Below are 22,618 nucleotides of genomic sequence, written 5' to 3'. Positions count from 1 at the left end.
GCCGCTTAAGATTCTGCTGAACGATACTCTTATAAGACATGGTTACAGCCTCTGCTTCATCCAGGAATAGGGGCGTTGCAGCGTTGGGGAATCTTACGATTGAACAACTGTTGCAAAGAATCTAGAGAGTGCTTGCCTCTTTCCAGCAACAAAGGATACTCTATATGAGGAGGCTCCTATGAACCTAGATGCTACTACCCAGCCCATGATTGATCCCCTTATCTGGCACACTTTTCCAGATGAGAGAGATGGTATCATGCCTGATGAAATATGGAAGTGCGGTCCCTTGGTCTGCACCTTACTCAAGAATCCCGCATGCAGGAATGGTGAGCAACTTGTTTCCATACCTTACTCGATGATAGTGAAGAGAGATGGAGCTGTTATCTTGGCTGTTTCTCTTGAAAAGGAAGACCTTAGAGCGCTCTCCTATACGATGGGAATTTCACTGAGGGAGTTGCAGGACGAGTACCAGACCAAAGGAAATTTCTCGGAGCTCAGGGGCTTTGTGTACTCTGATAGTACCCGTGAGGACCAGGGAATCTATGATGGGGATATGGACCTGCAAAGCATCAGGATCTTCTTCCTTGAAACAGTCTGTGACACTTTCGATATACTCTCTGAACCAGTGCAGATTACAACGTAAATACAAAGCTCCCTGTCACATTCAGCTTGGTGTTGATCTTGGAGGAATCCTTTCGGTAGGGGAACAGAATTCCTGTGCTTCCTTCCTGAAGTTCCTTGGGAAGATGCAACAATGAGTAATCTTCAGTTGCCACCAGGGTCGTGTACCCCTCTCTGGCTTCAAGGCTATAACGGGCATGGATCAGTATACCTTCCAGCTCGATTGTTACGATATCACCCAAGGAGTATCCCGCGTCCTGAAGCATCCCTTGATTAACAGAGAGCTTAAACAGTTGCTCAGCTGGGGACTCAGTAATGGACAGTGGCACTGCATCAGGCTTTCTTGCCGTGGCACAGGAGGTGAGCAACACCAAGGCGGTTGCAAGTATCGCATATACGGTTATTCTTTTCATAATCAGTTCTCCTCGAGCAGGGTAAATGTGCTCTTATGATAATCCACTAATCCTTCACTGCGCATCCTTGAGAGTTCACTGGACATCGCACTTCTCTCGACACAGAGATAGTCTGCAAGATGTTGCCGGTCAAAAGGAATGGTGAAGGTCTTCTTATTTCCTTGCCGCTTCGATTCAGCAGAGAGGTAGGAGAGTAGTTTCTCCCGCGTATTACGCTTCGTGATGTGATTGATTTTTTTCATCAACTCCAGGTTCTTGTGACTGAGTAATCTCACTAGGTTCTCGATCAACATATGATGATACACACAGTTCATGCTGCAGGTGGTTACAATTTTATTGATGTTCAGGAACAGGATAGTGGTGGGCTGGGATGTGATGGCAGCAACTTCACTGGGGGACTGGGTAAAGGCAACAGTCTCTGCAAAGGTATCACCCACCCCAATATTGGTCACAACTGTTCTGTTTCCCCAGAAATCGTGACGGACGATATTCACTGATCCTTGGAGTACGATTCCCATTTCATCGGTGAAATCCCCTTCATCAATGATGGTGTAGTCCTTGGGGAAATTGCTGGTCCTACTCTTCAGGCAACCGAGCAATTGGGGCAGCTCCTGTGCTCCTATCTGCTTGAAAAGATGAGAATGGTGTACTATCTCGTAGATGTTCATAAACCACCTTATATTTTGTTGTAAATCCAACATATCAATAGATAAGCACATGGTATCATAACCTATATAACAAGACAATGGAGTCAATATGATCAGACAGATGATAACTATAGATGAAGAGCTTTGTAATGGTTGTGGTTTGTGCGTGAGTGCATGCCAAGAGGGAGCAATTGGTCTGGTAAACGGTAAAGCGGTACTTCTTAGGGAAGATTACTGTGACGGGTTGGGCAATTGCCTACCAGTCTGCCCAACTGGAGCAATCACCTTCGAAGAGCGGGAAGCTCCTGCATTTGACCATGAGGCGGTAGAGAAGTTCATGGAAGCGGATAAGCCGGTATTCAGCTGCCCTGGAAGCCAGATCAAGGTGATGAAGCAGGAAGAAAAGGAAGAACCTGTCTCACAAAATACGAATACTGCACCCCAACAGAGCCAGCTCCGTCAATGGCCGGTACAGATCAAGCTGGCTGCCCCGAATGCTGGATTCTTCAACAATGCTGACCTGCTTATTGCCGCTGACTGTGCAGCCTACGCATATGGTGATTTCCATAATACCTTCATCAAGAACAGAGTCACCCTTATCGGCTGCCCCAAGCTCGATGCAGGGGACTATTCAGAGAAACTTACCGAGATTTTCAAGCATCATGATATCAGGAGCGTTACTGTTGCAAGGATGGAAGTGCCTTGCTGTGGAGGGCTCGATGGTGCAGTGAAGCGTGCAATTACAGCCAGTGGGAAGATTATCCCCCTTGCCGTGGTAACGCTCTCCACGGAAGGGGAAATTCTCCGCTAGAAGATCCAGGATGCTCCAAGGGAGAGGGAGATGCTTCCATCCTTAGGACCGTAAGGAGAAGGAACCTTACCCTTCCAACTGAACAAGTCATCTTTTTCCCCTACGGGAGCACTGAGGAAGCCGAGGAGGCTGAAGCCTTCAAGGACTGCCCAGTTTACGCCGAGTGTTGCATTGAAGGAAAGGTCCAACGGACTAATGATCGTCCTTAAGGACCAAGAGAGGCTGGAAGAAGGGGTGTAGACCACCTCAGGATAGAGAAGAAGTGGGCAGTCTGCATCACTTTGGCTCTCTAGTTTCCAGTTCCCTGCAGGGCGGGTAAGGAATTCCAGCCGGAGGGATACGTTCTTATCATTTTCCAGATACTGGATGTGGAACAATCCACCGGTAATTACCCAGGAATCCAGTGTTTCTTCGCCAATATCTCCACTCTGTGGAATGGCTAGGGAAGAGGACAGGTACCAGTCCGGTCCTATGTTTCCCTGCAGGCTTATATAGGGCTTATGCAGGCGCTCACTCTCATAACTGGTGAGATAGCCTGCCTCCACCTTGGTCTCTTGCACTGTAGTGTAGAGACGAGCCCCTCCTCCCATATGTTCAATTTGCATATCCGGTGAAGGGAGTACCACGGCCTCAGCAAAACTGAAGAACCCCAGGGGATAGTTCAGGCTTACCAGGAGTCCTGTCTCACTCCTCAGCTCTGATTGGGTCAAGGTCACAGAGGTGTCATTGCTCCCATAGAGCACATCCCCAGCATTGAAAAGCATTCCATCCCCCCATGAGAGGCGGGTTTTTCCTGCCGTCAGGCGGACTGAAGGGAAACGAGCCTTGAAGTAAGCCTTGTGAAGGATTTCTTCATATATATCAGAGGTAGAAGCAGTACTGAAGAGCATCGGATTTGGGGTTTTCAAGACTACTTCCCCGCGTACATTGCCACTCCTTCCTGAGCTGATCGAGAGACTAAGGGCGGGAGCCATTGTCTCATTCCACTGGCTCGTATTTGGCGTATAGCTGATTGCGCTGAGCAACTGCATCTCCACTACCGGGTTTTCTGCTGCGCTCAAGGTCATTCCAATATATAGGATGAGTGATAGGAGTAGTGACTTTTTTACCATGTCAGATTCTCCAAGGTGAATAGGTTTCTATCGAGTGTGATGTCTACCTCCAAGGTGTCGAGGGTCATCCATGTTGCACTGTTACTCTTCATCGCATCCTCGATTCGGGTCTCTTTTGGGAGGGTCCTTCCATCTACCTCCAGGGTGTCGAGCACCTCCATCTCCTTGAGCAGGCGGCCGTGACTGGTGGAATACTCACCTTTCCACGTCAGGAAGGTCTCTTTGTCCACCCAGATCTTCTGGACAGGGTAGGCGACCTGCCTTGTTTTTGCTGTAAGGGTCAGAATATGGCAATCCCTTCCATTGATCGTCTCACTGCCATCGAGTGTCACGGTATAGTCATCTAGGGTTGTTTTCTCTTCCGTCATATCCTCATAGGAGAGGTCACTGCCAAGTACTGATTGTCTGAGTGCTGCTCCTTGCAGCCTGATCAACTCTTCGGCATCAGGATAGAAGAGGTAGAGGCTTCCCTTGGTCCTGAGTATCTTCTGCCCCCGTTCAGCGACGCTGGTGAATTCAATAAGGGAATCGTTTGTACCACGAGACCATGCCTTGAAAGTACTCTCCTTGGTTCCAAACCGGTCAGTCGTTTTGATTGATCCGGTGGAGTAGGAGGTTTCAAAGGTGGCTTGTGCATCCATCTCCCTGACAATCTCCTCGGCGGTGATTGCAAACAGGGAAACAGGCAGGAAGAGTATGGTGAGTCCTAGCAGGACCATGATAATACGTTTAGACATAGCGTAGTGCCTCCACAATTTCAATTTTTGAAGCTTTCCTGGATGGAATGAGCGTAGAGAGTGATGAGATGATGATCGCGTAGATCCATACAAAGAGAGCGGTGAACCAGTTGACCCGAGGAAAGAGAATGGAGGATACCTCCATATCGACACCACTCATCGCCTCGGTGAAATTAATACCAGTCTTGCTGAGTATGTAGACGATCAAAACCCCGACGAGTGTACCGAGCGTGGAACCGGCGATACTGATGAAGGTACCTTCCAAGAGGAAAAGCCTGGTGAGCTCCTTCCCTTGCATTCCGAGGGCACCCAATGTTCCAATCTCACGAACTCTCTCATAGATAACCATCATGGTAGTATTGATGATGACCGTACTTCCCAGAACAAAGAAGATGGCTCCCATCACATAGTAGATGAACTTGGCAATGGAGAGGAATGTATACATCATATTCAGATCCTTCCATGCCCGAGTTTCAGTCTTAAGGGAGAGTTGTTCTTCCAAGGCAGTTTTCACTGCATTGGCTACATCTCTTTCTTTGTATCCATCCTCGGTGAGCAATAGGATTTCCTGGCTGTGGCCATCCATTCTCAGGAGGTATTGCGCCCGATCGATGGGAATATACACCGTCTTGGCACTCAGTCCTCCCACTGGGAAGGCTGCAATACCAACAATGGTGAATGTCATGGCATTGGAACCCCTCAGTGCAGTGGAGGTGAGCATGGTAACCTTGTCCCCCAGTGAGAGACCAAGATCATGGGCAAGAAATTTGCCCATCAAAAGTTCATTGGCTCCAGGTTCAGGTATTCTTCCCTCATCCATGATTGCAGGAAAGTCTATAAATGCCTGTTCCGTGTTAAAGTCGACACCGACTCCCATGGCTCCATTGTTCTTCTCGTCAATGTACAGGTTTGCAGGAAAGTTGATCCGCGGGGTAGCCGCCTCCACTCCCTCGACAGCAGAGGCAACAGAGATCACCTCATCTGTGTCCAAGCTTAGGTGCAGAGGGTTGTATCGTTCATACTTCTCAAAGTCTGCATGCCGGATCCTTACCTCTCCGGTGTAGTAGCTGGTAAGATTGGTCGCCATATCTGTTTCCATGGTTTCAAGCAAGGCCAACAGTGCCATGATTGCCATTGCTGAAACAGCAATTGCTACAGCAGAAAGAATGGAGCGACGGAGATTCCTGAACACATTGCGGAAAGCTACAGCTGGTAATTTTATCGTCATCGTCTTCTCCTATTGATGGTGCAAGCACGTTGGGATGTCGAGTTTCAAGGCCCTTCTGATGGGAAGAACTGCTACAAGCATGGAGAGGAGTATACCGGCAGTGAATGCCTTGAGTATGGTGGTGAGGTTCCAAGCTCCTCGCATGACACTCGAAATCCTGAACCCTATATCCATGTCCCTGAACATAAAACCAAAATCGAAGCCTGTGTTCACCAGATAGATATTCACCAGGCTACCCAGTGCTATCCCCACGACTGACCCAATGAGACCAATACCTCCGGCCTCAAAGAGGAAGGAGAGAAGGATATCACGATCCCTCATACCGAGAGCACGCATCATGCCAAGCTCTCTCATTCTCTCATACATTGCCATCAACATGGTGTTGGAGACTCCCACAGCTGCGATAATGAAGACAAGGAAGAGAATCATCCCTGTTCCCCCTTGCTTTGCTTCCACGAGTGCCAGGTAGTCTCGAGCAAGATCTTCCCAGGTGAAGACACTGAAACCTTCAGGGAGTTTTGCTTGCAAGGTGGCTTTCGCTTGTTCAAGGTTGGTTTTCTCAGGGAGGACGATATCGATACTTGTTACCGAGTTTTCCATTCCCAGGTAGGTACCAGCTGCATCAATATCCATCATGATGAGTGTTCGGTTCACATTGGGATTTGGGCAGTTCACGATACCGACAATTTGCATGTCGAAGGCCTCATAGAAGCCTCCCTTGCCCCTGGTGAGGAACGTAACCCAGTAACCGACCTCTGCCCCTATGTCCTCAGCAAACCAGCTACCCAATACCACTCCGTCCATCTCCCCCGGTTCAAGGTGTCGTCCTTCCACCAAGGTATCTTCGAAACGATAGACTTCGAAATCTTGTTCGGGATCGATGGCAGTCACTTTGACACTCATATTGCCGTCCTCACCAAAATCATCACTATAGAGAATCATATCAGCGGCGAAGGTGGTCCTGACTGTTGCTGTTCCTTGTTCTTCCTCCACCAATGGAATGATGGATTCCGGATTCTCAATACTGGTTTCAAGAGGGAGGAATGCACGGTCTTCCCAGTATCCATCAGCATAGATACGAAGAGAGGCGGTCTCATACCAACGGAGGTTTCGCATCGATTCCAGCGTAGCACCCCCGAGGATGGAATCAACGATGATATACATCATCAATCCAACTGCGATGGCCACCGATGTGATGATTGTACGCCGCTTGTAGCGGCTAAGATTCTTCACTGCCAATTGCAGGATAAATTTCATTACTGCCTCCTCTCGTCACTGACGATGGCCCCGTCATGCAGTTGCACAAGGCGGGAGGCGTAGTCCATGACCATCTGGTCGTGAGTGGAGAAAATGAACGTGGTATGATACTTCTCGTTCATGCGTTTCATCAGCTTGAGGATCTCTTCTCCAGTCTTGGAATCCAGATTGGCAGTCGGTTCATCAGCGAGGATGATCTGTGGGTTCTTTACGAGCGCTCGGGCGATGGCTATCCTCTGCTGCTGCCCACCGCTGAGCTTGGCGGGACGTCGGTCCTCCATCCCCTCAAGACCAACTTCCTTGAGTACCTCATAGGTGCGTCTCTTGACTTCACTCTCGCTGACATCAAGCAAGGAGAGTACAAAGCTGACATTCTCGTAGGCGGAGAGGACTGGGATCAAGTTGTAGGTCTGGAAAATAAAGCCAAGATTATTTCTCCTGAATGCTGTTTTCTCAACCTTGTCCATTGTGCTGATCGCATCACCATTGATGAAAATTTCTCCCTCATCCAAGCCATCTATACAACCAATAAGATTGAGCAATGTAGTCTTTCCAGATCCTGAGGGCCCTGCAATGGAGAGAAACTCACCGGCTTCAATATCCAGGGAGACTTTTTTCAATGCCTTGACTACGGTTTCACCTGTCTTGTAGTTTCTCGATACTTTTTCAATTCTGATCATGCTCATCTTCTGTTACTTCCTTCTCACTGTTTCGTTTGGCCTGTTCTGCTTTCTGCATTGCCGCTGTTCCCATCACCGCCCCAAAGTCCATATGTTCCAGGATTGAGGCCGGCATCAACATCATTGAGTTGTTCTGCCTTATTCCCTCATACACCATATTCATCGACCGGAGTTGCAGTGCGATCGGGTCATTGGCATATTCAGCTGAAGCCTCGGTGAATTTCTTTGCAATCTCCACCTCTGCGGCACCCAGTATGATTCTCGACTCTTTCTCACGCTCAGCCTGCGCTTGCTTGCTTAGCGCATCCTCCAATTCCTTTGGGATAATGATATCGGTAATCTCTATTGAGAGAATGGTAACACCCCATGGATTGGTCTTGGCATCAAGGGCTTGCTGTATCTCCCGTCCGAGCTCTTCACGTTCGCTGAGTAGACTTCTCAGGTAGTGCTTGCCGATGGAATCGCGGAGTGCTGTCTGAGCCGATAGGATGACCGCCTCAGTGTAATCCTCTACTTCCAGGATGGCCTTCTTTGCATCCCAGATCATCCAGAATGCCAAGGCATCCACATGGACAGGGACAGTATCCTTGGTAAGTGTTTTCTCGGCACTAAAGTCAGTTGCCCTGATACGGGTATCGATGAACTCAGCAGCCCTATCGATCAAGGGGATAAGGAAAAATAGCCCAGGCCCCCTGACTGTCTGGAACTTTCCCAACCTCAGAATGATCACCTTGTCCCAGTGGTAGACCAGCTGGAAAGAGGATGAGATGAGAAGCCCGAGCGAGGAAAGGGCAGTGATCGGATAGAGATACAATGAAAGTTCTCCGATTACCCAGACCCACAGGATCAGGATTATCGCCATCACCAATGTCCACAGAGGGAAGAGAGCGATGAGGATTGCTGCTGTAAATGTCGCAGTGCTCACCATGACAAGCGCCTCATGTGGCATGGAAGGGTAGAGTAAGAGTTGAAGGATAGCTCCTCCAGCGAGAAAGAGTGCCAATACCAAGAAGGAAAGTGCTCCGTAGTTGAAGTCCTTCTTTAAAACGAAACCCTTCATGTTCTTGATGCGTTCAATTTTTTTCTTGTACAGGTTCATGATTATTCCCCTTGTGTATGTACTTCATTTCCCATGTCTTTGATGGCCGCGATCAACTCATCTGGCTGGAATCCATAGGAAGAAGCTTTTGTGAGATATTCCTTGGTGATTTGGGAAAGGATACGTTCCCGTTCGATCCCATCAATACTGACTTCCTTGTCACTGATGAAGGTTCCTGAACCTTGTTGTGTCACCACGATGTTCCTGATTTCCATCTCTGCGTATGCTCTGGCAACCGTGTTCGGGTTGACGCTTAAATCCACCGCAAGGGCTCGAACAGTAGGGAGCTGAGCACCTTTTCCCAATCTTCCATCGGCAATGGCCATCTCCACCTGGAAGATGATCTGCTTATAGAAAGGCACCCCGCTTTTCACGTCTAGGCTGAATTCCAATCTAGGTTCAATCTTGGCCATCACCACCTATTTCCTCACTTCTTGTACTATTGTACTGGTGTATTAGTACAATGTCAACAAATTCATAAGTCTGTTCAGAAACAAAAGAGCTGCCTCCCATAGGAAGCAGCTTACATGCTTGTTAACTTGTTTTATTACTTATGCTTGATAAAGGTATTGTCTTGGAGCTCCTGTCGTGCAAGACGCAGTTCTTCAGGCGTGTTCATGACAATGGGACCTGCCCAAGCAATTGGTTCCTTCAACGGTTTTGCCGCATAGAGAAAGAAGCGAACACCTGCTTCTCCAGCTGAGAGTGAGAGGGTATCCCCATCGCCGAAGAGTATTGCCCTATGGAAAGGCACCTCCTGGCCATCTGTGAGCAGTGATCCCTCCACTATATAGAGGAAGAGCGTGTTTTCAGAGGGAACTTCCAAACTCCAGGATTGATTCGGTTCCAGCTTGACATCGAGGTAAGTGGTTTTTACATAATCACCTTCCTCAGGGCCCTTGGTCCCACTATAGGAACCACTGATGACCCTGACTTCACTCCCCGTCTCCCTGACAACAGGGATTTGTTCTTTCCTGATATCCCGATACGCAGGATCGGTCATCTTGTCTTTCTTGGGCAGGTTGATCCAGAGCTGACATCCAAGCATACGATCACTGGGTTGCGGCATTTCCTGGTGTATGATGCCACTTCCTCCGGTCATCCACTGGCAGCATCCCTCGTTTATGGAGCCACTGTTTCCCAGGCTATCCCCATGCTCAATCTCACCTTCAATGAGGTAGGTGACCGTCTCTATCCCCCGATGGGGATGCCAAGGGAATCCTTTGATGTAGTCTTCACTATCCTTTGAATCGAATGCATCAAGCATAAGAAATGGGTCAAAATCCTTGGTATCATTGTATCCGATAACCCTAACCAGCTTGACTCCGGCTCCGTCGTACTGTACCGCTCCGCCTGTGATGCGCTTGATTGGTCGTTTCTGCATGTTCACTCCTTCTATTGTGCTCATAGTATAACACCCACGTAGGACGTGGGTGCATACAACTTCTTTTTGTTTGTTTTACAGCTGCAAGGAAGGAGGTGTAAAGACTCTTGCTTCCAGCTCCTTGTTGAGCATGTACAGGCCACGGTTATCAGAGCCAAAGACCTCGAACTTCTGGATGTTCTCCTGAGCATTGGCTTCTTCTTCACCTTGTTCCTTGATGAACCAGTCAAGGAATTGCTGGGAGCGATAATCTTTCTGTTTTACCGCTACCTCATAGATGTTGTTGATGGAGGCTGTAACATATTCCTCATGCTTAAGCGCCTCAACAAGAGGATCCTTGGTATTTTCGTATGATTTGCTGGGATCTGCCAGAGCGGAGAGTGTTACGGTATGTCCATTGTTCAACAAGTACTGGCGAAAGAGCATGGCGTGACTCATCTCTTCCTCTGCTTGTACCTTGAACCAGTTCTCATATCCGAATAGTCCCTTTTCAGCGTAGAAGTTTGCCATATCAAGATACAGATATGCGGAATAGAACTCCTTGTTGATTTGTTCATTCAATAATGTGGCGATTTCTTTTGACAGCATATGAATCTCCTTATTTTTACTAATACAAAGATACAACTAATATTGTGTATCGACAATATACCAATTGCCTCGCTATCTTGCACATCAGGAAAAGACGCAGTAGACTCTGTCTCCATGGAAAAGCGCATGAAAAGGCCGCTAGGAGCAAATCACTATTTGCTGCTAGGCTTTCTGGCTATCATTCTAGTGGGTTCGTTGTTGTTGCGACTTCCCATCTCCCACAACGAAGGAATAAAAATTTCCTACTGGGATTCACTTTTTATATCCACCAGTGCAGTTTGTGTTACTGGACTCGTTACGGTTGATGTAGCGCTGACATTCTCTCTCTTTGGTCGTACGGTCATTGCCATCCTGATACTACTCGGTGGTTTGGGATTTGCCTCAATGGTTATCTCCTTCAGTCTCCTCTTGGGCATGAACATCGGTCTCAGTCAGCGCTCTTTCATCAAGGAAGCCTATAACCTCTCTTCTGTCCAAGGCACGCTGATGGTGGTACGTGCTGTTGGTTTGGCAGCTTTGGTTGTGCAAGGAACCGGCGTTTTCATTGAGTATTTCATATTCCGTTCGTCCTATGCACCACTCGATGCCTTTGGCCATGCACTATTCAATACCATCTCTGCATTCAATAATGCTGGTTTTGACCTCATGGGAAAGTATCAGAGTCTATCCATGTACCGCCATAGTGTTGCGATGAACCTTACGACTGCTTTACTGATTATAATCGGAGGTACCGGTTTCTTTGTGATTGCAGATATTGTGAGGAATCGTAACTGGAAGAAACTGACCATGCACTCCAAGATTGTGGTGACCATGAACAGTATTCTCATCATCGGGGGGTTCTTGTTCTATCTCTTTGTCGAACATCTGGAGCCTCTTGCAGCATTCTTCCAGAGTGTCACTACCAGGACAGCTGGATTTAATACCGTGGATATAGCAGGCTTGAGTCAAGCTGGGCTCCTTGTTACCATTGTTTTGATGTTCATTGGAGCAAGTCCTGGATCGACTGGTGGTGGTATCAAGACCTCCACCACCTTCACACTGTTTCTCAGCCTCGGCTCCTTGATGTTTGGCCGCCAGCCAGCTGCCTTTAAGCGTAAGATTGGAGGTGAGAGTATTCTCAAGGCTTTTCAGGTCCTCTTGCTTTCCATTCTGCTCATAGGTGGTGGGAGCTTTCTGTTGTTGATTATTGAAGGATCGAAGTTCACCTTTCTTGAGGTACTGTTTGAAGCGGTCTCAGCTTTTGCTACCGTTGGACTTTCAATGGGAATCACCCCCGAAATCGCTACACTATCGAAGCTCGTATTGATGGTCGTAATGTTTGCCGGAAGAGTCGGCCCTATCACCATTGCCACCAGTTTTGCGAGGAAAACCTCACAACTGGGCTATGTTGAAGAGCAGGTATTTATTGGATAGGAGATAATTTGCCATGAAGAGAGAGTATGATCCTGATGCATATGGGATTATTGGACTGGGAAGGTTTGGCCTGTCCTTGGCCCTGGAACTTACCAAGGCAGGGAAACAGGTTATAGTCCTGGAAATTGAGGAAGAGAAGCTAAACGCAGTCAAGGATCAATTGGAAAATATCTATCCAGTGAAAGCCGTCACTGAAGAAGTATTGCATGAGTCTGGAATCTCCCACTGCCGAACTGCAATTGTCTGCATAGGCAAGGATATTGAATCAAATATTCTGGTAACGATGAGCTTGATTGAGTTGGGTATCCCCCGGGTCATTGCCAAGGCAACAAGCATGAATCATGGCAAGGTGCTTGAGCGTATTGGTGCTGAGGCTGTCTTTCCTGAGGTTGAGATGGGAGAGCGACTAGCCCGTTCCTTGGTCTCCACTGGGACACTGGATTTTCTTGAGCTTTGTGATGATTTCTCCATTGCCAATGTCACACTCTCCGGAAAATTCGCTGATCAAAGTGTGGCTGACTTGAATCTTCGCAAGCGTTATCACCTGAATATTATTGTAATCATTCGAGACGAGAAGGCCATCAGTGAGATTTTGCCTGACCAACAGCTGTTCGAGGATGATGTATTGGTTGTTGGTGGGACCAACGATGCAATCAGGAAATTTGAACAGGCAAATGAAGCCTAGTTGATTGTCTGCTTCCCGGTTGCAAGGTCGTGAGCAAACTCCCAGTACTCCTGGGTGTTTTCCCTCACCTTGGCAAACTCCTCATCACTGAGGGTCCTGATAAGTTTTGCAGGGGTGCCAACCAGCAACGAGCGGGGAGGGTAAACCTTGTTTTGGGAAACCAGAGCGCCTGCAGCAACGATGGACTCTTCCCCAATTACTGCCCCATTGAGTACAATTGCTCCCATGCCGATAAGACAGTCATCCCCAATGGTGCAGGCATGGATAATGGCACCATGTCCGACAGTGCATCTTTCTCCCACAATAAGCGGGAATCCCTTGTCTACATGTGCAACCACGTTGTCCTGAAGGTTCGATTGCCTTCCAATATGGATGGTATTCACATCTGCCCTGAGTGTGGCATGAAACCAGATAGAGACCCCTTCGCCCAATGTGACGTTGCCGATGACATCAGCACTGGGTGCGATGTAACAACCTTCTGCAATACTCGGTGACTTGCCATTATATGCGTACATCATAGTCGGTTTCCTCACTGGTTTGACTATAGCCGGAATGCAATGATTCTGTACAGTCTGAAATAATTTTGCAAATGACTTGCAAAATCATCATGGGTTTACTATGTTGTAGATACTTGATGGAGGTACTATGCGAACACGTGCATTATCGATACTACTGGCGCTCATTCTAACCCCTTTCGCTCTCTTTGCAGGGGGGAATACTGAGCAGGATTCCAAGCCTATTGTCATGGTGAGTATTCTTCCCCATGCATATTTTGTCGACCAGATCGCTGGTGACCTGGTGGAAACTGCTGTACTGGTTGGGGAGGGGCAGAATCCACATTCCTATGAACCTTCTCCTTCCCAAATGGCTCGGTTGGCAAAGGCCAGTATCTGGATTCTCAGTGGCACGGACTTTGAACATGCTCTTATCGACAAAGTATCCAGTCTTTATCCAGATCTCACCATCATAGATGGGACAGAAGGGATGACCCTTCGGACCTTGGAAGATCATGACCATGAGGATGAAGAAGCAGGTGAAGATGAGCCTGTTCATGAATTGAACATTGATCGACATACCTGGCTTGGATGGGAGCAGTCGAAGGTCTTGGTCAAGAACATCAGCACTGCACTGACCACCCACCTTGGATTGCCTGAAGAGGAAGTAGAAGAGCGAGCTGGGCAACTCCTCTCCCAGATTGAGGGAGAATTCACCTCGTTGAAAACAGAGCTCGCGGGGCTCTCTGGCAGTACCGTCTTTGTCTATCATCCCTCCTTTGGATACTTCCTTGACTCATTCGGCCTTCATCAGGAGGCTGTCGAGACAGGAGGGAAGGAACCCACAGCAAAGGACTTGGCTCTCCTGATAGAGCGGGCACAAGACGATCAGGCAAAGGTAATCTTTGTACAAAAGCAATTTCCCTCCGGCAGTGCAGAGAAAGTCGCCCAGGTGGTTGGTGCACAGGTAGTCCCACTCGATCCCCTTGCCTATGATTGGCTGGGAAATATCCGCTTGATGGGCAATGCCCTCAAGGAAAGCTTATGAGTAGCGTCCCTGTAGCACTCTCATTCAATGATGTTGCGTTCTCTTATCCACATCTGAGAGTCCTTGAGGATGTATCCTTTCATTTTCATGCAGGGGAATTCATCGCCCTGGTTGGTCCAAACGGTTCAGGGAAAAGTACCTTGCTGAAATTGGTCCTTGGTCTGGAGGCTCCCCAATCTGGGACGATCAGACTGCTTGGGGAGAATCCAAGAAAGAGCCGGGCCCTTGTAGGCTATGTTCCCCAGCACACCAGCTATGATCCCAATTTCCCTATTTCCGTATTGGAAGTTGTGAGGATGGGGCGTGTTGATGCATCAAAGCGGGGAGGGAAAGCTGAGCAGACGGAGAAAGCACTGCAAGCACTCAAGCAGGTAGAGCTTGAGCACCTTGCCGAGCGACCCTACAATGCCCTGAGTGGGGGCCAGAGGCGGCGAGTGTTGGTTGCCCGTGCTCTTGCAGCTGAACCCACCATGCTGATTCTTGATGAGCCGGCTGCCAATCTGGACAAGGAGAGTGAGCAGAGACTCTATGCAACCCTAGGGAAACTTAAGGGTTCTACAACCATCCTGATTGTTACCCATGATATGAGAGAGGTCTCCCCCTTGATCGACCGGGTGTTCTGTATCGATGCCCATAGGGATGGAAAAGTTGGCCGGACTGTCGTCCAGCATGCACTTGAGGAAGAAGCAGAAGGAACAAGGAAACGGGTACGGCACGATGTTGAGATCCCAGGAGACTTTTGCCATTTCCCAAGGGAGGATGTATGAACGATCTTCTAGGATTCTTTTCCGCACTATTCAACCCCGATTTTCCCTTTGTGAGAAATGCATTCTTTGCTGGTTTGCTCTCCTCTGTTCTCTTCGGGGTGCTGGGCTCGGTCGTTACCGTGAAACGGATAGCCGGCCTTGCCGGAGCCATCAGCCATGCTGTGCTTGGTGGTATCGGTATTGCTCTCTATCTCTCAGCCACCGGCTTGGTCCCGAACCTCAGCCCGATGGTAGGAGCAATTATCTTTGCGCTCCTCTCTGCAGCGATAATCGGGACGGTTTCCCTCCGCTCCAAGCAACGTGAGGATACGGTCATACAAGCAATCTGGGCAATTGGGATGAGTATTGGTGTGCTGTTCATGGCAAAGACCCCTGGATACACCGATCCATCAAGTTACCTTTTTGGTAATATCTTGCTTATTGCTCCCTCTGATTTGATCCTGCTTGCTATTCTTGATGTGGTGGTGATTGTGCTTGCCTGGAGATTCTATCCCCAGATTGAGGCAACTGCCTTTGACGAGGAGTTCGCCCAGGTGAGAGGAATCCCGACCCATGTGGTATTTCTCGCCATCCTCTCGATAACAGCGGTAGCCGTTGTTCTGCTGCAGACATTTGTTGGTATCGTAATGGTGATCGCCATGCTCACTCTCCCAGCGGGAACAGCAGGGTATAAGGCGAAGAATCTTGCCTCCATGATGGCCTTTGCCACGCTCTTCTCTTTCCTGTTCTCCTTTGCAGGGCTTGCTGTGGGCTGGGGCTTCGATATTCCAGTGGGAGCAACCGTCGTCGTTATTGCCGGTGCGTTCTACTTGGGGCGGTCGGCTGGTGACCTGCTGAAAAAATGGAGGAAACACCATGACTAAGGCAAGAAAAGCCCTGCTGGAGTTGCTCAAAGAGAGCAAGGAACCTGTCAGCGCATCGATGCTGGGCGGAGAGCCCTCACTCCCGTTTGACCAAGCAACCATCTATCGCAACCTGCACTATCTTGAGGAGCAGGGCTTTGCTGAATCATTCATCCTACACTGCACTGAGCACGGTACCGAACGCTACTATAGCTATCGCAGCCGCAGTGAAGGAGTCCATCACCACTGGTTCCACTGTGAGAAGTGTCATACATTCATCGACCTTGGGGGATGTGCCTACCAAGAGCAGATGAAAGAATGGGAAAAACAGTATGGATTCACCATCAGTGACCATACGTTCTTTCTCACCGGTATCTGTGCCTCTTGTAAGTCATGATCACTTCTTGAGCAGTGAGAAGAGCTGGAGTCGGTTGTTTACGCCCATCTTTGCATAGATGTTCTTGATGTGGGTTTTAACGGTATTGGGTGAGATATAGAGCTGTTTTGCAATCTCCTGATTACTGCATCCTGCTGCAAGCAATCGTAATACCTCTTCTTCCCTGAGTGAGAGCCCGTACTCCTTGCCGCCCGTTGTATCCACGTGGTCGGTCTGTTCCCAAGTCAAGAAATATCTACGGCTGATGAAATAGTAGAGATAGACCGAGAGTGTGGAAAAACTAAGATAGACCAGCTTGAACGGAAGATTCCTGAAGAACAGCAGATCGAGGGGAAACAGGAAGAACAGCGGTAGAAAGGTGTAGATGATTCCTTTCAACAGGCGCTCTTCCTCCCAGGTAGTCGCCTTCTTGACGAAGATGCCACTCAGAACTGCGTGGATCACCAAGAACATGCTGCCCGCAAAGAAGTGATAGGCTATGGTGTCGCTGAGGGCTTTCTGCCAGTCTCCCTTGCTCTCGGCGATGATGACCCAGAGGCTGATCAGGAAAAAAAACAGGATCAAGAATGTAAGGATTCGGTTTCCCAGTATTCTCTGCTTATCAGTAGCAGGAAGAATTTGTATCAAATACTTGCTCATCATTAGCAACAATGTGGTAGTGAGCAGGACAGAGAAGATGGTTGCTCCCAGTGCAAATACCTGAAAAGCATTGGCGTCCAGGTTTCCCACCGGAAGTGTTCTGGTCAGGTAGGTGACCAAGAGAGAGAGACACATTTGCAGTGAGAGAGGAACAAGGACAGTAAGGAAGGAACCGATATATGCATCGCGCACACGGTAGAAGAGCAAGATACAGAGACAAGTAATGGAAACCACCAAAGCGGTGGTAAGGAAGAGAAGGATATCGGATAGGATTACCATTGGGTTCCTCCTAGGAGAATCCTATCATATACCTCTGCTCAGAACCATGCTTTCAGCCCTATCTGAAGAGAATCGTTTGCATCCCATGTGTGATAAATGCTCTCTTTCGGCTCTATTGAACCATACCAGGTAGTCTTGAGGAAACAAGAGAGATTGTCCCCCAGAGCATAGGTGGCGGAGGCGAGCATGAGGTATCCGGTGCTTTCTACTTGGTAGGTCCCAGCTACTCTGCATGCAAGTTTTTCCCGGAAGAATTTGGATTCTGCTGCGGCAATGATTGTATTGGCATAGGCCTTTCCTCCATAGGAAGCGAGAACATCTACATCCATAGGCGAGGAAGGGAAATTTAGAACATAGTGTCCCTGGTAGGCAACTGCCAGAAATGTGCCACTCGCGCTATGGGTATAGGAGAGTTCTGCTAAGTATGCCCATTTGCTATTGTATAATCCTGGGTCACTTCCATCGGTATCCTCACTGAGGAAGAATCCCCCCTCCAAAGCAAGTGTAAAGGGCCCAAACAAACTACTCGATTCCAAGCCAATAAGTTGGTAGCGGGTATGAACGGTATCGGCCCCTGTGATCGCAAAGGGTGAAGGGTTAAAGGTGATGTTGGTGTAACCACTTTGTGGCCAGTACCCATTGAAATAGAGAAGGCCAAGGTCGATGGCACTTGATTGTATTCGGTAGCGTGCCCCCCCTCCAAATTTTTCAAGGCTCTCAGTCTCTTCTTCATGCAATGTCACTGACGCAAACTGTGCCGGAATAAGTGACCAACGTCCAGTGCTTTCCAAGCTGGTAGGGAGAAACCCTGGTTTCAGGACAACATCCAGGGAGCTTCGATCCCAGTAGGTAGTCAGGGAGAGCATCAGTTCCCTCTGTTTCATTGCTTCCAGGTCATCTATGATACCTTTACTTAGGTCCTGGGCATTTAGCACATCCACAACATGGGAGAGCGATGCACTTCCCCAAGGATGGGTCATCCATCCTGCAGCAAGCGTCTGCTTACCCCAGTAGAGGCTGATGGAGAGGTGTTCCGCTGAAAGGGTATTTGTCATTGCATCAAATCGTACGGTGGTTATTGCTCTAAACGTCTCATCTTCATAATCGACTGAGAGCCCAAGTAGTACCCCGGGATCTACGGATTTGTCACGATAGACATTCAGGGATGTCTCTTGTTGCAGGTAGAAGGTCCTCTTAGGTTCTTCTTCCTCAGCAAATATATCAAAAGCAAACAAACGTGCTGTGGTAGCCAACAACAGGATGGTAATAGCTAGGGTTCGTTTCATCAGAGCCTCCCTGTTTCCAGAAATCTGGTCGTAAAGTATCCCTCTGGAAGAGGAATATCATAACGTGCTTGAAGAATCTCCAAGCGTGTGGAGTGTGAACTGGAGTGGGTTCTCATAACCATGGTAGTACTGACCGGACGACCAGAGAGCGTGTCAATTGCCTCTGTGGTCAATGTTTTTACTATCGTGTTCCTGTCAGGCTCATAGAACTGAACCTCCAGGGGTAAATAGGTTTCCTTGTCGACAACGGTAATGGTTTTACCATACGCTTTCACCTCATGGGGAATCGATTCAACGGTAAAGCTGTTACTATCCTCAGAGATGAGATGATGATCTGCTTGGCCGGTATCATAGGTGGTTGAAGCCATATCGCTATAGGAGAAATCACTACCCATGAATGATCCAGCTTCCTCAGCTCCCGCTATTTTCCTGATCCGCTTAAGGGAGGGGAGGTAAATCCACTGCTCAGTATTTCCATCTGTCCCTTCAATGGAGAGAAAGCGGGTATTGCGTACACTCTCTGGGGAGAGAAATACCGTCAGTGTGGAAGTCCTGCCATCCTTGGTTGTACTGAGTGTTTGCAGCCGTCTCTCTCTGGCACTTCCCGAGGTATCGATCAAGGTGAGTTTGATATCGAGTGCCGAAGTTGTTGAGCTTTGTCTTTCAAGTACCTGTTCCATGATCTGGTCAGCAGTCGGTGAGCTGAAAATTGCAAAAGAACATCCAAGGCTGAGTATAGAGAACAGTGTGATGAATCGTTTCATGATTTCCTCCTGGAAGTGTTGAATAGGTTGGGGAGATGGACCTGGAGTGCCACCAAGAGCAGGAGTGCAGCAGCACTTGCTGCAATCATGGCGATACAGAAGAGCAGTCCAAGGTTTGCAATTGGAAGGAAGCGACTGAAGAGTAGTCCGCTGAATCCAACCGCAACCGATGCAGCATTTGCCAAGATTGCTTTACCGGTGGTCATCATGATCTCTTCAGATGAGTGCTTGTTGCGCATAAACGCTGAGAGCAAGTGGATTGCATAATCCACCCCGATACCAATTGCCAATGCTGCAATGAGGCTGGTCACGATATCCAGTTTGATGGAGAAAAGCGCCATAGCCAGAAATACTGAGGAGAGTGCAAAGAGACAGGGAAGGAGGGCAAGTGTTGCAAGTTTTGCAGAGCGGAGTGTGATAAGTACCAGTATCCAGACAGCAATAAGTGAGCTGAAGAGACTGATGATTTGGCTCTTGGTGACCAAGTCAGTCAGGGCAAGGCTTACTGCCTCTCCTCCTCCAATCTCCACGTTCCATGTTGAAGGAAAGAGGGTGGGGAGTTTGGTAGAGATCAAGCGGAGTGTTTCAGTATGTGATTCCTTGAGCAATATGGTGAAAAGGGTGGAATCAGGTTCCAGTGGATCATCGATGAAGCTATCCAGGGATGAGCTGTACAACAGCAGATACTGGGCGATAAGATGACTCAGTTCCTCCTCTGAGGAAAGGCCGTATTTTGCTGGGTCACTGGGAATCTCATAGGATCCATTGCCACCTCTTTCAAGCTGCTTGGTTGCTGTAGGGTTGGTAGTAGATGCTTCGCTGGAGAGTGGACCGGAGAAAAAGTCAAATACCGGTTCATCCTCCACCGTTTCCACTATCGCTCCCTCAGCAGGTCCAAGCAACTGATTCATGCGTTTAATAAAAGGTAGGATGGACTGAACGCCGCCAACAGTGGATTCCTCTTCTATCGTCTCTATGGCGTGTTCAATTGTTTTCAGTACGTTCGGACTGAGTGTAGCAGTGCCTTCAGGGGGGGTGATCATCACTGAGAGGGAGAAGGACCCTTGCATTGCCTGGTTGTAACGGTTGTTCATTTTCACGAGGGTAGAGGAGGGTCTGAAGAATGCAAGCATGTTTGTACCTTCCTGTAATGACAGGTAGGAGAGAGGAAGGACAATGATGATCATAAGCAGGAAGAGGGTAATGGTCAGCTTGCCCCACTTGTTGGAAACCTTCAGTGCAAAGCGTACGAGGAATACTGAATGGGACTTACTCACTTTTCGTGGTTTTGGAATCTTTACCTGATACACGACCCTGATCAGGGCGGGAAGCAGGATCAGTGAGCTACCTGCACAGGCAACCACACCAATGAAACTAAGTAAACCGAATGTTCTGAAAGGCCCTAGAGGGCTGGAAAGTTGGGCAAGGAATGCAAAGGCAGTCGTTGCTGCAGCACCAATAATTGGATAGGTATTGGTGTGCACTACGTTCTGCAGGGTTTCCTCAATATTTCTTCCATCATATTCTTGGTAGAAATGGCTGAATATATGCACAGTATAGGCACTCCCTACGATGAGCAGAAGGACTGGGACGAGCATCGTTGCCATGGTTACGGTGATACCCGTCCATGCCATGATCCCCAGGGTCAGGGAGCTACTGAATACAAGGGGAACAAGAGAGAGCAGCACTGCGTCAATTCTTCGGAGGAAGAGGTAGAGCACGAGGATAATCAGTAGAGCCACTATCGGGGCAAGCATTGCCAGGTCACTGAGCAAACTCCTTTCAATCTCCTCGGTAACAGCGGGTAGCCCAAGAAGAGAGAACTCCAGTCCCTCAAGGGGGAGCAGTAGCTCCCTAAGATTGGAGAGCAAGAGAGTCGCATCGTATTCTCGTGTGGTTTGGATCAGAATAGAGAGTACCTGATGGTCTTCAGAGATGAACGTTCCTTCATAGAAAGAGGGCCAAGACGCGATACGTTCCTCTATCCGTCCTATATCCCCATCATAGAGAGGGACAACCGCAACTCCCTCGGATGATGGTTCCAGATGTTTGAGATTTGCCAGGCTTGAAGCTTGCTTGACGCCATCCAATGCCTCTATCTGTTTTGTCAGTGAAGTAAGCTGTTCAAGGTACTCTTCCTTCAGAATTGATTGAGGAGCGTACAGACTTACCACAACCGAGTCAAGAGAGCCAAATCGTTCCTCAATCTTCTCATTGGTTGCTACTACCGGATGTGCCTTGGGAATAAATGCATCGGTTGAGCTGTCAATATGAAGCCTCCCTATACTGCTGATGCAGATAAGGCTGAAAAGAAGTGAAACAACAATAATGATCCAGCTACGAACAATATGCCTACTCATACGTTCATGCTAGTGCTTGGATATGGGAAAACAATCGCCTGGAGAGAGTATTCTCTTCACCTTTTTGGGTGATTCTCTTCTCACCCTGGTGGGGATTATGCTTTACAAATCACAGTAGTTCACCTCATGATACTCATAGGAGGCAGGATTATGACCTATACCAAGATTGTTGCCACACTGGGACCAGCGAGTGAGACGTATCCTATGGTTAAAGCCATTTTGGAAGCAGGATGCCGTGTGATTAGGCTGAACTTCAGTCATGGTTCGCATGAAGAACAGCAAAAGCGGTTTGACTACGTCAGACAGGCAAGCAAGGAGTTGGGTTTTCCTGTAACAGTCTTCATGGACCTGCAAGGACCGAAGATTCGTCTTGGGCAGTTGCAGGAAGAGATGTATGTACTGCAAAAGGGAGAGAAAATTACCCTGACCACTGAGCCATGCGTGGGAACCAAGGAGCGTATCAGTATTGACTACCCATTCCTGCATGAAGAGATCAAGGTAGGGCAACGGATATTGATCAATGATGGATTGGTCTCCCTTATCGTGGAAAGCATTGAAGGGAAAGATATCCATTGCTCCTTGCTGGAAGAGGGAGTCATTCTCCCTCGTAAAGGGGTAAACCTTCCAGAAGTCCCCTTACGCCAACTGAGTTCATTCACGGAGAAAGACAAGAGAGATTTGGCATTTGCCTTCAAGAACAACCTTGACTATGTTGCTCTCTCCTTCGTTCGCAGCGGGAAAGATGTTAAGGCCTTGAAAGAGCATATGATGGCCTCTTACGGTAGAACCATCCCCATTATCAGCAAGATTGAGAAGCCTGAGGCAGTTACCAACCTCCAGGAGATCATGGATGAGTCGAGCGTGATTATGATCGCCCGAGGAGACTTGGGGGTTGAAGCCCCGGCTGAGGAAGTCCCCCTGATCCAGAAGGCTATCATCAGGTCCTGCATCGATCGTGGGCTGCCTGTCATTACCGCAACACAGATGCTGGAGTCAATGATGCACAATCCCAAACCTACCAGGGCTGAAACCAATGATGTGGCGAATGCAGTGTTGGATGGTACGAG

General features: G+C 48.5%; 25 protein-coding genes. 9 read left to right on the top strand and 16 right to left on the bottom strand.

The window, feature by feature from the left end:
• Positions 1–178 precede the first annotated feature (178 nt).
• Positions 179–643 carry a hypothetical protein gene (locus JF818_RS10270; protein WP_198891920.1) on the top strand — a complete coding sequence of 155 codons (465 nt, stop codon included), beginning with the start codon at positions 179–181 and terminating at the stop codon, positions 641–643.
• Here JF818_RS10270 and JF818_RS10265 read toward each other — a convergent pair.
• Both JF818_RS10265 and JF818_RS10260 read right to left on the bottom strand, forming a co-directional pair.
• Positions 633–1,034 (bottom strand): hypothetical protein, encoded by a 402-nt coding sequence (locus tag JF818_RS10265; RefSeq protein ID WP_198891919.1) that lies wholly within the window; start codon positions 1,032–1,034, stop codon positions 633–635. The two genes, JF818_RS10270 and JF818_RS10265, sit on opposite strands and share 11 nt — an antisense overlap.
• A 2-nt stretch (positions 1,035–1,036) precedes the next feature.
• A complete protein-coding gene (locus JF818_RS10260; protein WP_198891918.1) occupies positions 1,037–1,702 on the bottom strand; it encodes a Crp/Fnr family transcriptional regulator in 666 nt (221 codons plus the stop codon).
• A gap of 88 nt (positions 1,703–1,790) precedes the next feature.
• Here JF818_RS10260 and JF818_RS10255 point away from each other — a divergent pair, with 88 nt between their 5' ends.
• A complete protein-coding gene (locus JF818_RS10255) occupies positions 1,791–2,492 on the top strand; it encodes an ATP-binding protein (protein ID WP_198891917.1) in 702 nt (233 codons plus the stop codon).
• Here JF818_RS10255 and JF818_RS10250 read toward each other — a convergent pair.
• From JF818_RS10250 to JF818_RS10210, 9 genes are all read right to left on the bottom strand, one after another.
• The gene (locus tag JF818_RS10250) at positions 2,489–3,604 is read right to left on the bottom strand and encodes a hypothetical protein (protein ID WP_198891916.1); all 1,116 of its coding nucleotides are present in this window, start codon (positions 3,602–3,604) and stop codon (positions 2,489–2,491) included. The genes JF818_RS10255 and JF818_RS10250 overlap by 4 nt on opposite strands.
• On the bottom strand, positions 3,598–4,341 hold the full coding sequence (locus JF818_RS10245) for an outer membrane lipoprotein-sorting protein (protein ID WP_198891915.1): 744 nt from the start codon (positions 4,339–4,341) through the stop codon (positions 3,598–3,600). The genes JF818_RS10250 and JF818_RS10245 overlap by 7 nt, the downstream gene beginning before the upstream one ends.
• Positions 4,334–5,569: an ABC transporter permease gene (locus JF818_RS10240; RefSeq protein ID WP_198891914.1), complete on the bottom strand. Its 1,236-nt coding sequence runs from the start codon at positions 5,567–5,569 to the stop codon at positions 4,334–4,336. Before JF818_RS10240 ends, JF818_RS10245 begins: the two co-directional genes overlap by 8 nt.
• Before the next feature lie 9 nt (positions 5,570–5,578).
• The gene (locus tag JF818_RS10235) at positions 5,579–6,826 is read right to left on the bottom strand and encodes an ABC transporter permease (protein WP_198891913.1); all 1,248 of its coding nucleotides are present in this window, start codon (positions 6,824–6,826) and stop codon (positions 5,579–5,581) included.
• Entirely contained in the window at positions 6,826–7,506 is a 681-nt protein-coding gene (locus JF818_RS10230) for an ABC transporter ATP-binding protein (protein WP_198891912.1), read from the bottom strand. The genes JF818_RS10235 and JF818_RS10230 overlap by 1 nt, the downstream gene beginning before the upstream one ends.
• Complete coding sequence (locus tag JF818_RS10225) at positions 7,493–8,605, bottom strand: slipin family protein (RefSeq protein WP_198891911.1); 1,113 nt, start codon at positions 8,603–8,605, stop codon at positions 7,493–7,495. Before JF818_RS10225 ends, JF818_RS10230 begins: the two co-directional genes overlap by 14 nt.
• Positions 8,606–8,607: 2 nt before the next feature.
• Positions 8,608–9,018, bottom strand: coding sequence for a GntR family transcriptional regulator (locus JF818_RS10220; protein WP_198891910.1), 411 nt, complete (start codon positions 9,016–9,018; stop codon positions 8,608–8,610).
• A gap of 134 nt (positions 9,019–9,152) precedes the next feature.
• Positions 9,153–9,989, bottom strand: a complete 837-nt coding sequence (locus tag JF818_RS10215; RefSeq protein ID WP_198891909.1) for a pirin family protein — start codon at positions 9,987–9,989, stop codon at positions 9,153–9,155.
• Between the two features lie 75 nt (positions 9,990–10,064).
• Positions 10,065–10,577: a ferritin gene (locus JF818_RS10210; RefSeq protein ID WP_198891908.1), complete on the bottom strand. Its 513-nt coding sequence runs from the start codon at positions 10,575–10,577 to the stop codon at positions 10,065–10,067.
• Between the two features lie 126 nt (positions 10,578–10,703).
• On the opposite strand from JF818_RS10210, the gene JF818_RS10205 reads away from it, so the two are divergent.
• Together JF818_RS10205 and JF818_RS10200 are read left to right on the top strand one after the other, a co-directional pair.
• On the top strand, positions 10,704–11,990 hold the full coding sequence (locus JF818_RS10205; RefSeq protein WP_233067177.1) for a TrkH family potassium uptake protein: 1,287 nt from the start codon (positions 10,704–10,706) through the stop codon (positions 11,988–11,990).
• A gap of 13 nt (positions 11,991–12,003) precedes the next feature.
• Positions 12,004–12,675 (top strand): TrkA family potassium uptake protein, encoded by a 672-nt coding sequence (locus tag JF818_RS10200; RefSeq protein WP_198891906.1) that lies wholly within the window; start codon positions 12,004–12,006, stop codon positions 12,673–12,675.
• On the opposite strand, the gene JF818_RS10195 is transcribed toward JF818_RS10200, so the two are convergent.
• Positions 12,672–13,193 (bottom strand): gamma carbonic anhydrase family protein, encoded by a 522-nt coding sequence (locus JF818_RS10195; RefSeq protein WP_198891905.1) that lies wholly within the window; start codon positions 13,191–13,193, stop codon positions 12,672–12,674. The two genes, JF818_RS10200 and JF818_RS10195, sit on opposite strands and share 4 nt — an antisense overlap.
• A gap of 127 nt (positions 13,194–13,320) precedes the next feature.
• On the opposite strand from JF818_RS10195, the gene JF818_RS10190 reads away from it, so the two are divergent.
• Genes JF818_RS10190 through JF818_RS10175 form a run of 4 tightly spaced genes read left to right on the top strand, consistent with a single transcriptional unit; the run spans position 13,321 to position 16,223 of the window.
• Positions 13,321–14,217, top strand: a complete 897-nt coding sequence (locus JF818_RS10190; protein WP_198891904.1) for a metal ABC transporter solute-binding protein, Zn/Mn family — start codon at positions 13,321–13,323, stop codon at positions 14,215–14,217.
• Complete coding sequence (locus JF818_RS10185) at positions 14,214–14,984, top strand: metal ABC transporter ATP-binding protein (protein WP_198891903.1); 771 nt, start codon at positions 14,214–14,216, stop codon at positions 14,982–14,984. The genes JF818_RS10190 and JF818_RS10185 overlap by 4 nt, the downstream gene beginning before the upstream one ends.
• Positions 14,981–15,847 (top strand): metal ABC transporter permease, encoded by an 867-nt coding sequence (locus JF818_RS10180; protein ID WP_198891902.1) that lies wholly within the window; start codon positions 14,981–14,983, stop codon positions 15,845–15,847. The genes JF818_RS10185 and JF818_RS10180 overlap by 4 nt, the downstream gene beginning before the upstream one ends.
• Complete coding sequence (locus JF818_RS10175) at positions 15,840–16,223, top strand: Fur family transcriptional regulator (RefSeq protein ID WP_198891901.1); 384 nt, start codon at positions 15,840–15,842, stop codon at positions 16,221–16,223. Before JF818_RS10180 ends, JF818_RS10175 begins: the two co-directional genes overlap by 8 nt.
• On the opposite strand, the gene JF818_RS10170 is transcribed toward JF818_RS10175, so the two are convergent.
• Genes JF818_RS10170 through JF818_RS10155 form a run of 4 tightly spaced genes read right to left on the bottom strand, consistent with a single transcriptional unit; the run spans position 16,224 to position 21,551 of the window.
• Complete coding sequence (locus tag JF818_RS10170; RefSeq protein WP_198891900.1) at positions 16,224–17,141, bottom strand: helix-turn-helix transcriptional regulator; 918 nt, start codon at positions 17,139–17,141, stop codon at positions 16,224–16,226.
• A 38-nt stretch (positions 17,142–17,179) separates the two neighbouring features.
• Positions 17,180–18,427: a hypothetical protein gene (locus JF818_RS10165; RefSeq protein ID WP_198891899.1), complete on the bottom strand. Its 1,248-nt coding sequence runs from the start codon at positions 18,425–18,427 to the stop codon at positions 17,180–17,182.
• Positions 18,427–19,191, bottom strand: a complete 765-nt coding sequence (locus tag JF818_RS10160) for an outer membrane lipoprotein-sorting protein (RefSeq protein WP_198891898.1) — start codon at positions 19,189–19,191, stop codon at positions 18,427–18,429. The genes JF818_RS10165 and JF818_RS10160 overlap by 1 nt, the downstream gene beginning before the upstream one ends.
• Positions 19,188–21,551, bottom strand: a complete 2,364-nt coding sequence (locus tag JF818_RS10155; protein ID WP_198891897.1) for an RND family transporter — start codon at positions 21,549–21,551, stop codon at positions 19,188–19,190. The genes JF818_RS10160 and JF818_RS10155 overlap by 4 nt, the downstream gene beginning before the upstream one ends.
• Before the next feature lie 150 nt (positions 21,552–21,701).
• On the opposite strand from JF818_RS10155, the gene pyk reads away from it, so the two are divergent.
• Positions 21,702–22,618 (top strand): pyruvate kinase (gene pyk, locus JF818_RS10150; RefSeq protein ID WP_198891896.1); only part of this gene is annotated, 917 nt, incomplete at its 3' end.

This window comes from Sphaerochaeta sp. S2, from assembly GCF_016406725.1.
GTDB lineage: Bacteria > Spirochaetota > Spirochaetia > Sphaerochaetales > Sphaerochaetaceae > Sphaerochaeta.
This window is presented reverse-complemented; position numbering and strand designations above follow the sequence as displayed.

Bases quoted from the DNA above. Each gene is read 5' to 3' on its own strand.
- JF818_RS10240 (WP_198891914.1), bottom strand. From the start codon at position 5,569: ATGACGATAAAATTACCAGCTGTAGCTTTCCGCAATGTGTTCAGGAAT.
- JF818_RS10260 (WP_198891918.1), bottom strand. From the start codon at position 1,702: ATGAACATCTACGAGATAGTACACCATTCTCATCTTTTCAAGCAGATA.
- JF818_RS10200 (WP_198891906.1), top strand. From the start codon at position 12,004: ATGAAGAGAGAGTATGATCCTGATGCATATGGGATTATTGGACTGGGA.
- JF818_RS10165 (WP_198891899.1), bottom strand. From the start codon at position 18,427: ATGAAACGAACCCTAGCTATTACCATCCTGTTGTTGGCTACCACAGCA.
- JF818_RS10225 (WP_198891911.1), bottom strand. From the start codon at position 8,605: ATGAACCTGTACAAGAAAAAAATTGAACGCATCAAGAACATGAAGGGT.
- JF818_RS10170 (WP_198891900.1), bottom strand. From the start codon at position 17,141: ATGGTAATCCTATCCGATATCCTTCTCTTCCTTACCACCGCTTTGGTG.
- JF818_RS10175 (WP_198891901.1), top strand. From the start codon at position 15,840: ATGACTAAGGCAAGAAAAGCCCTGCTGGAGTTGCTCAAAGAGAGCAAG.
- JF818_RS10205 (WP_233067177.1), top strand. From the start codon at position 10,704: ATGAAAAGGCCGCTAGGAGCAAATCACTATTTGCTGCTAGGCTTTCTG.
- JF818_RS10210 (WP_198891908.1), bottom strand. From the start codon at position 10,577: ATGCTGTCAAAAGAAATCGCCACATTATTGAATGAACAAATCAACAAG.
- JF818_RS10245 (WP_198891915.1), bottom strand. From the start codon at position 4,341: ATGTCTAAACGTATTATCATGGTCCTGCTAGGACTCACCATACTCTTC.
- JF818_RS10195 (WP_198891905.1), bottom strand. From the start codon at position 13,193: ATGATGTACGCATATAATGGCAAGTCACCGAGTATTGCAGAAGGTTGT.
- JF818_RS10255 (WP_198891917.1), top strand. From the start codon at position 1,791: ATGATCAGACAGATGATAACTATAGATGAAGAGCTTTGTAATGGTTGT.
- JF818_RS10265 (WP_198891919.1), bottom strand. From the start codon at position 1,034: ATGAAAAGAATAACCGTATATGCGATACTTGCAACCGCCTTGGTGTTG.
- JF818_RS10180 (WP_198891902.1), top strand. From the start codon at position 14,981: ATGAACGATCTTCTAGGATTCTTTTCCGCACTATTCAACCCCGATTTT.
- JF818_RS10250 (WP_198891916.1), bottom strand. From the start codon at position 3,604: ATGGTAAAAAAGTCACTACTCCTATCACTCATCCTATATATTGGAATG.
- JF818_RS10270 (WP_198891920.1), top strand. From the start codon at position 179: ATGAACCTAGATGCTACTACCCAGCCCATGATTGATCCCCTTATCTGG.
- JF818_RS10215 (WP_198891909.1), bottom strand. From the start codon at position 9,989: ATGCAGAAACGACCAATCAAGCGCATCACAGGCGGAGCGGTACAGTAC.
- JF818_RS10160 (WP_198891898.1), bottom strand. From the start codon at position 19,191: ATGAAACGATTCATCACACTGTTCTCTATACTCAGCCTTGGATGTTCT.
- JF818_RS10185 (WP_198891903.1), top strand. From the start codon at position 14,214: ATGAGTAGCGTCCCTGTAGCACTCTCATTCAATGATGTTGCGTTCTCT.
- JF818_RS10230 (WP_198891912.1), bottom strand. From the start codon at position 7,506: ATGATCAGAATTGAAAAAGTATCGAGAAACTACAAGACAGGTGAAACC.
- JF818_RS10220 (WP_198891910.1), bottom strand. From the start codon at position 9,018: ATGGCCAAGATTGAACCTAGATTGGAATTCAGCCTAGACGTGAAAAGC.
- JF818_RS10190 (WP_198891904.1), top strand. From the start codon at position 13,321: ATGCGAACACGTGCATTATCGATACTACTGGCGCTCATTCTAACCCCT.
- JF818_RS10155 (WP_198891897.1), bottom strand. From the start codon at position 21,551: ATGAGTAGGCATATTGTTCGTAGCTGGATCATTATTGTTGTTTCACTT.
- JF818_RS10235 (WP_198891913.1), bottom strand. From the start codon at position 6,826: ATGAAATTTATCCTGCAATTGGCAGTGAAGAATCTTAGCCGCTACAAG.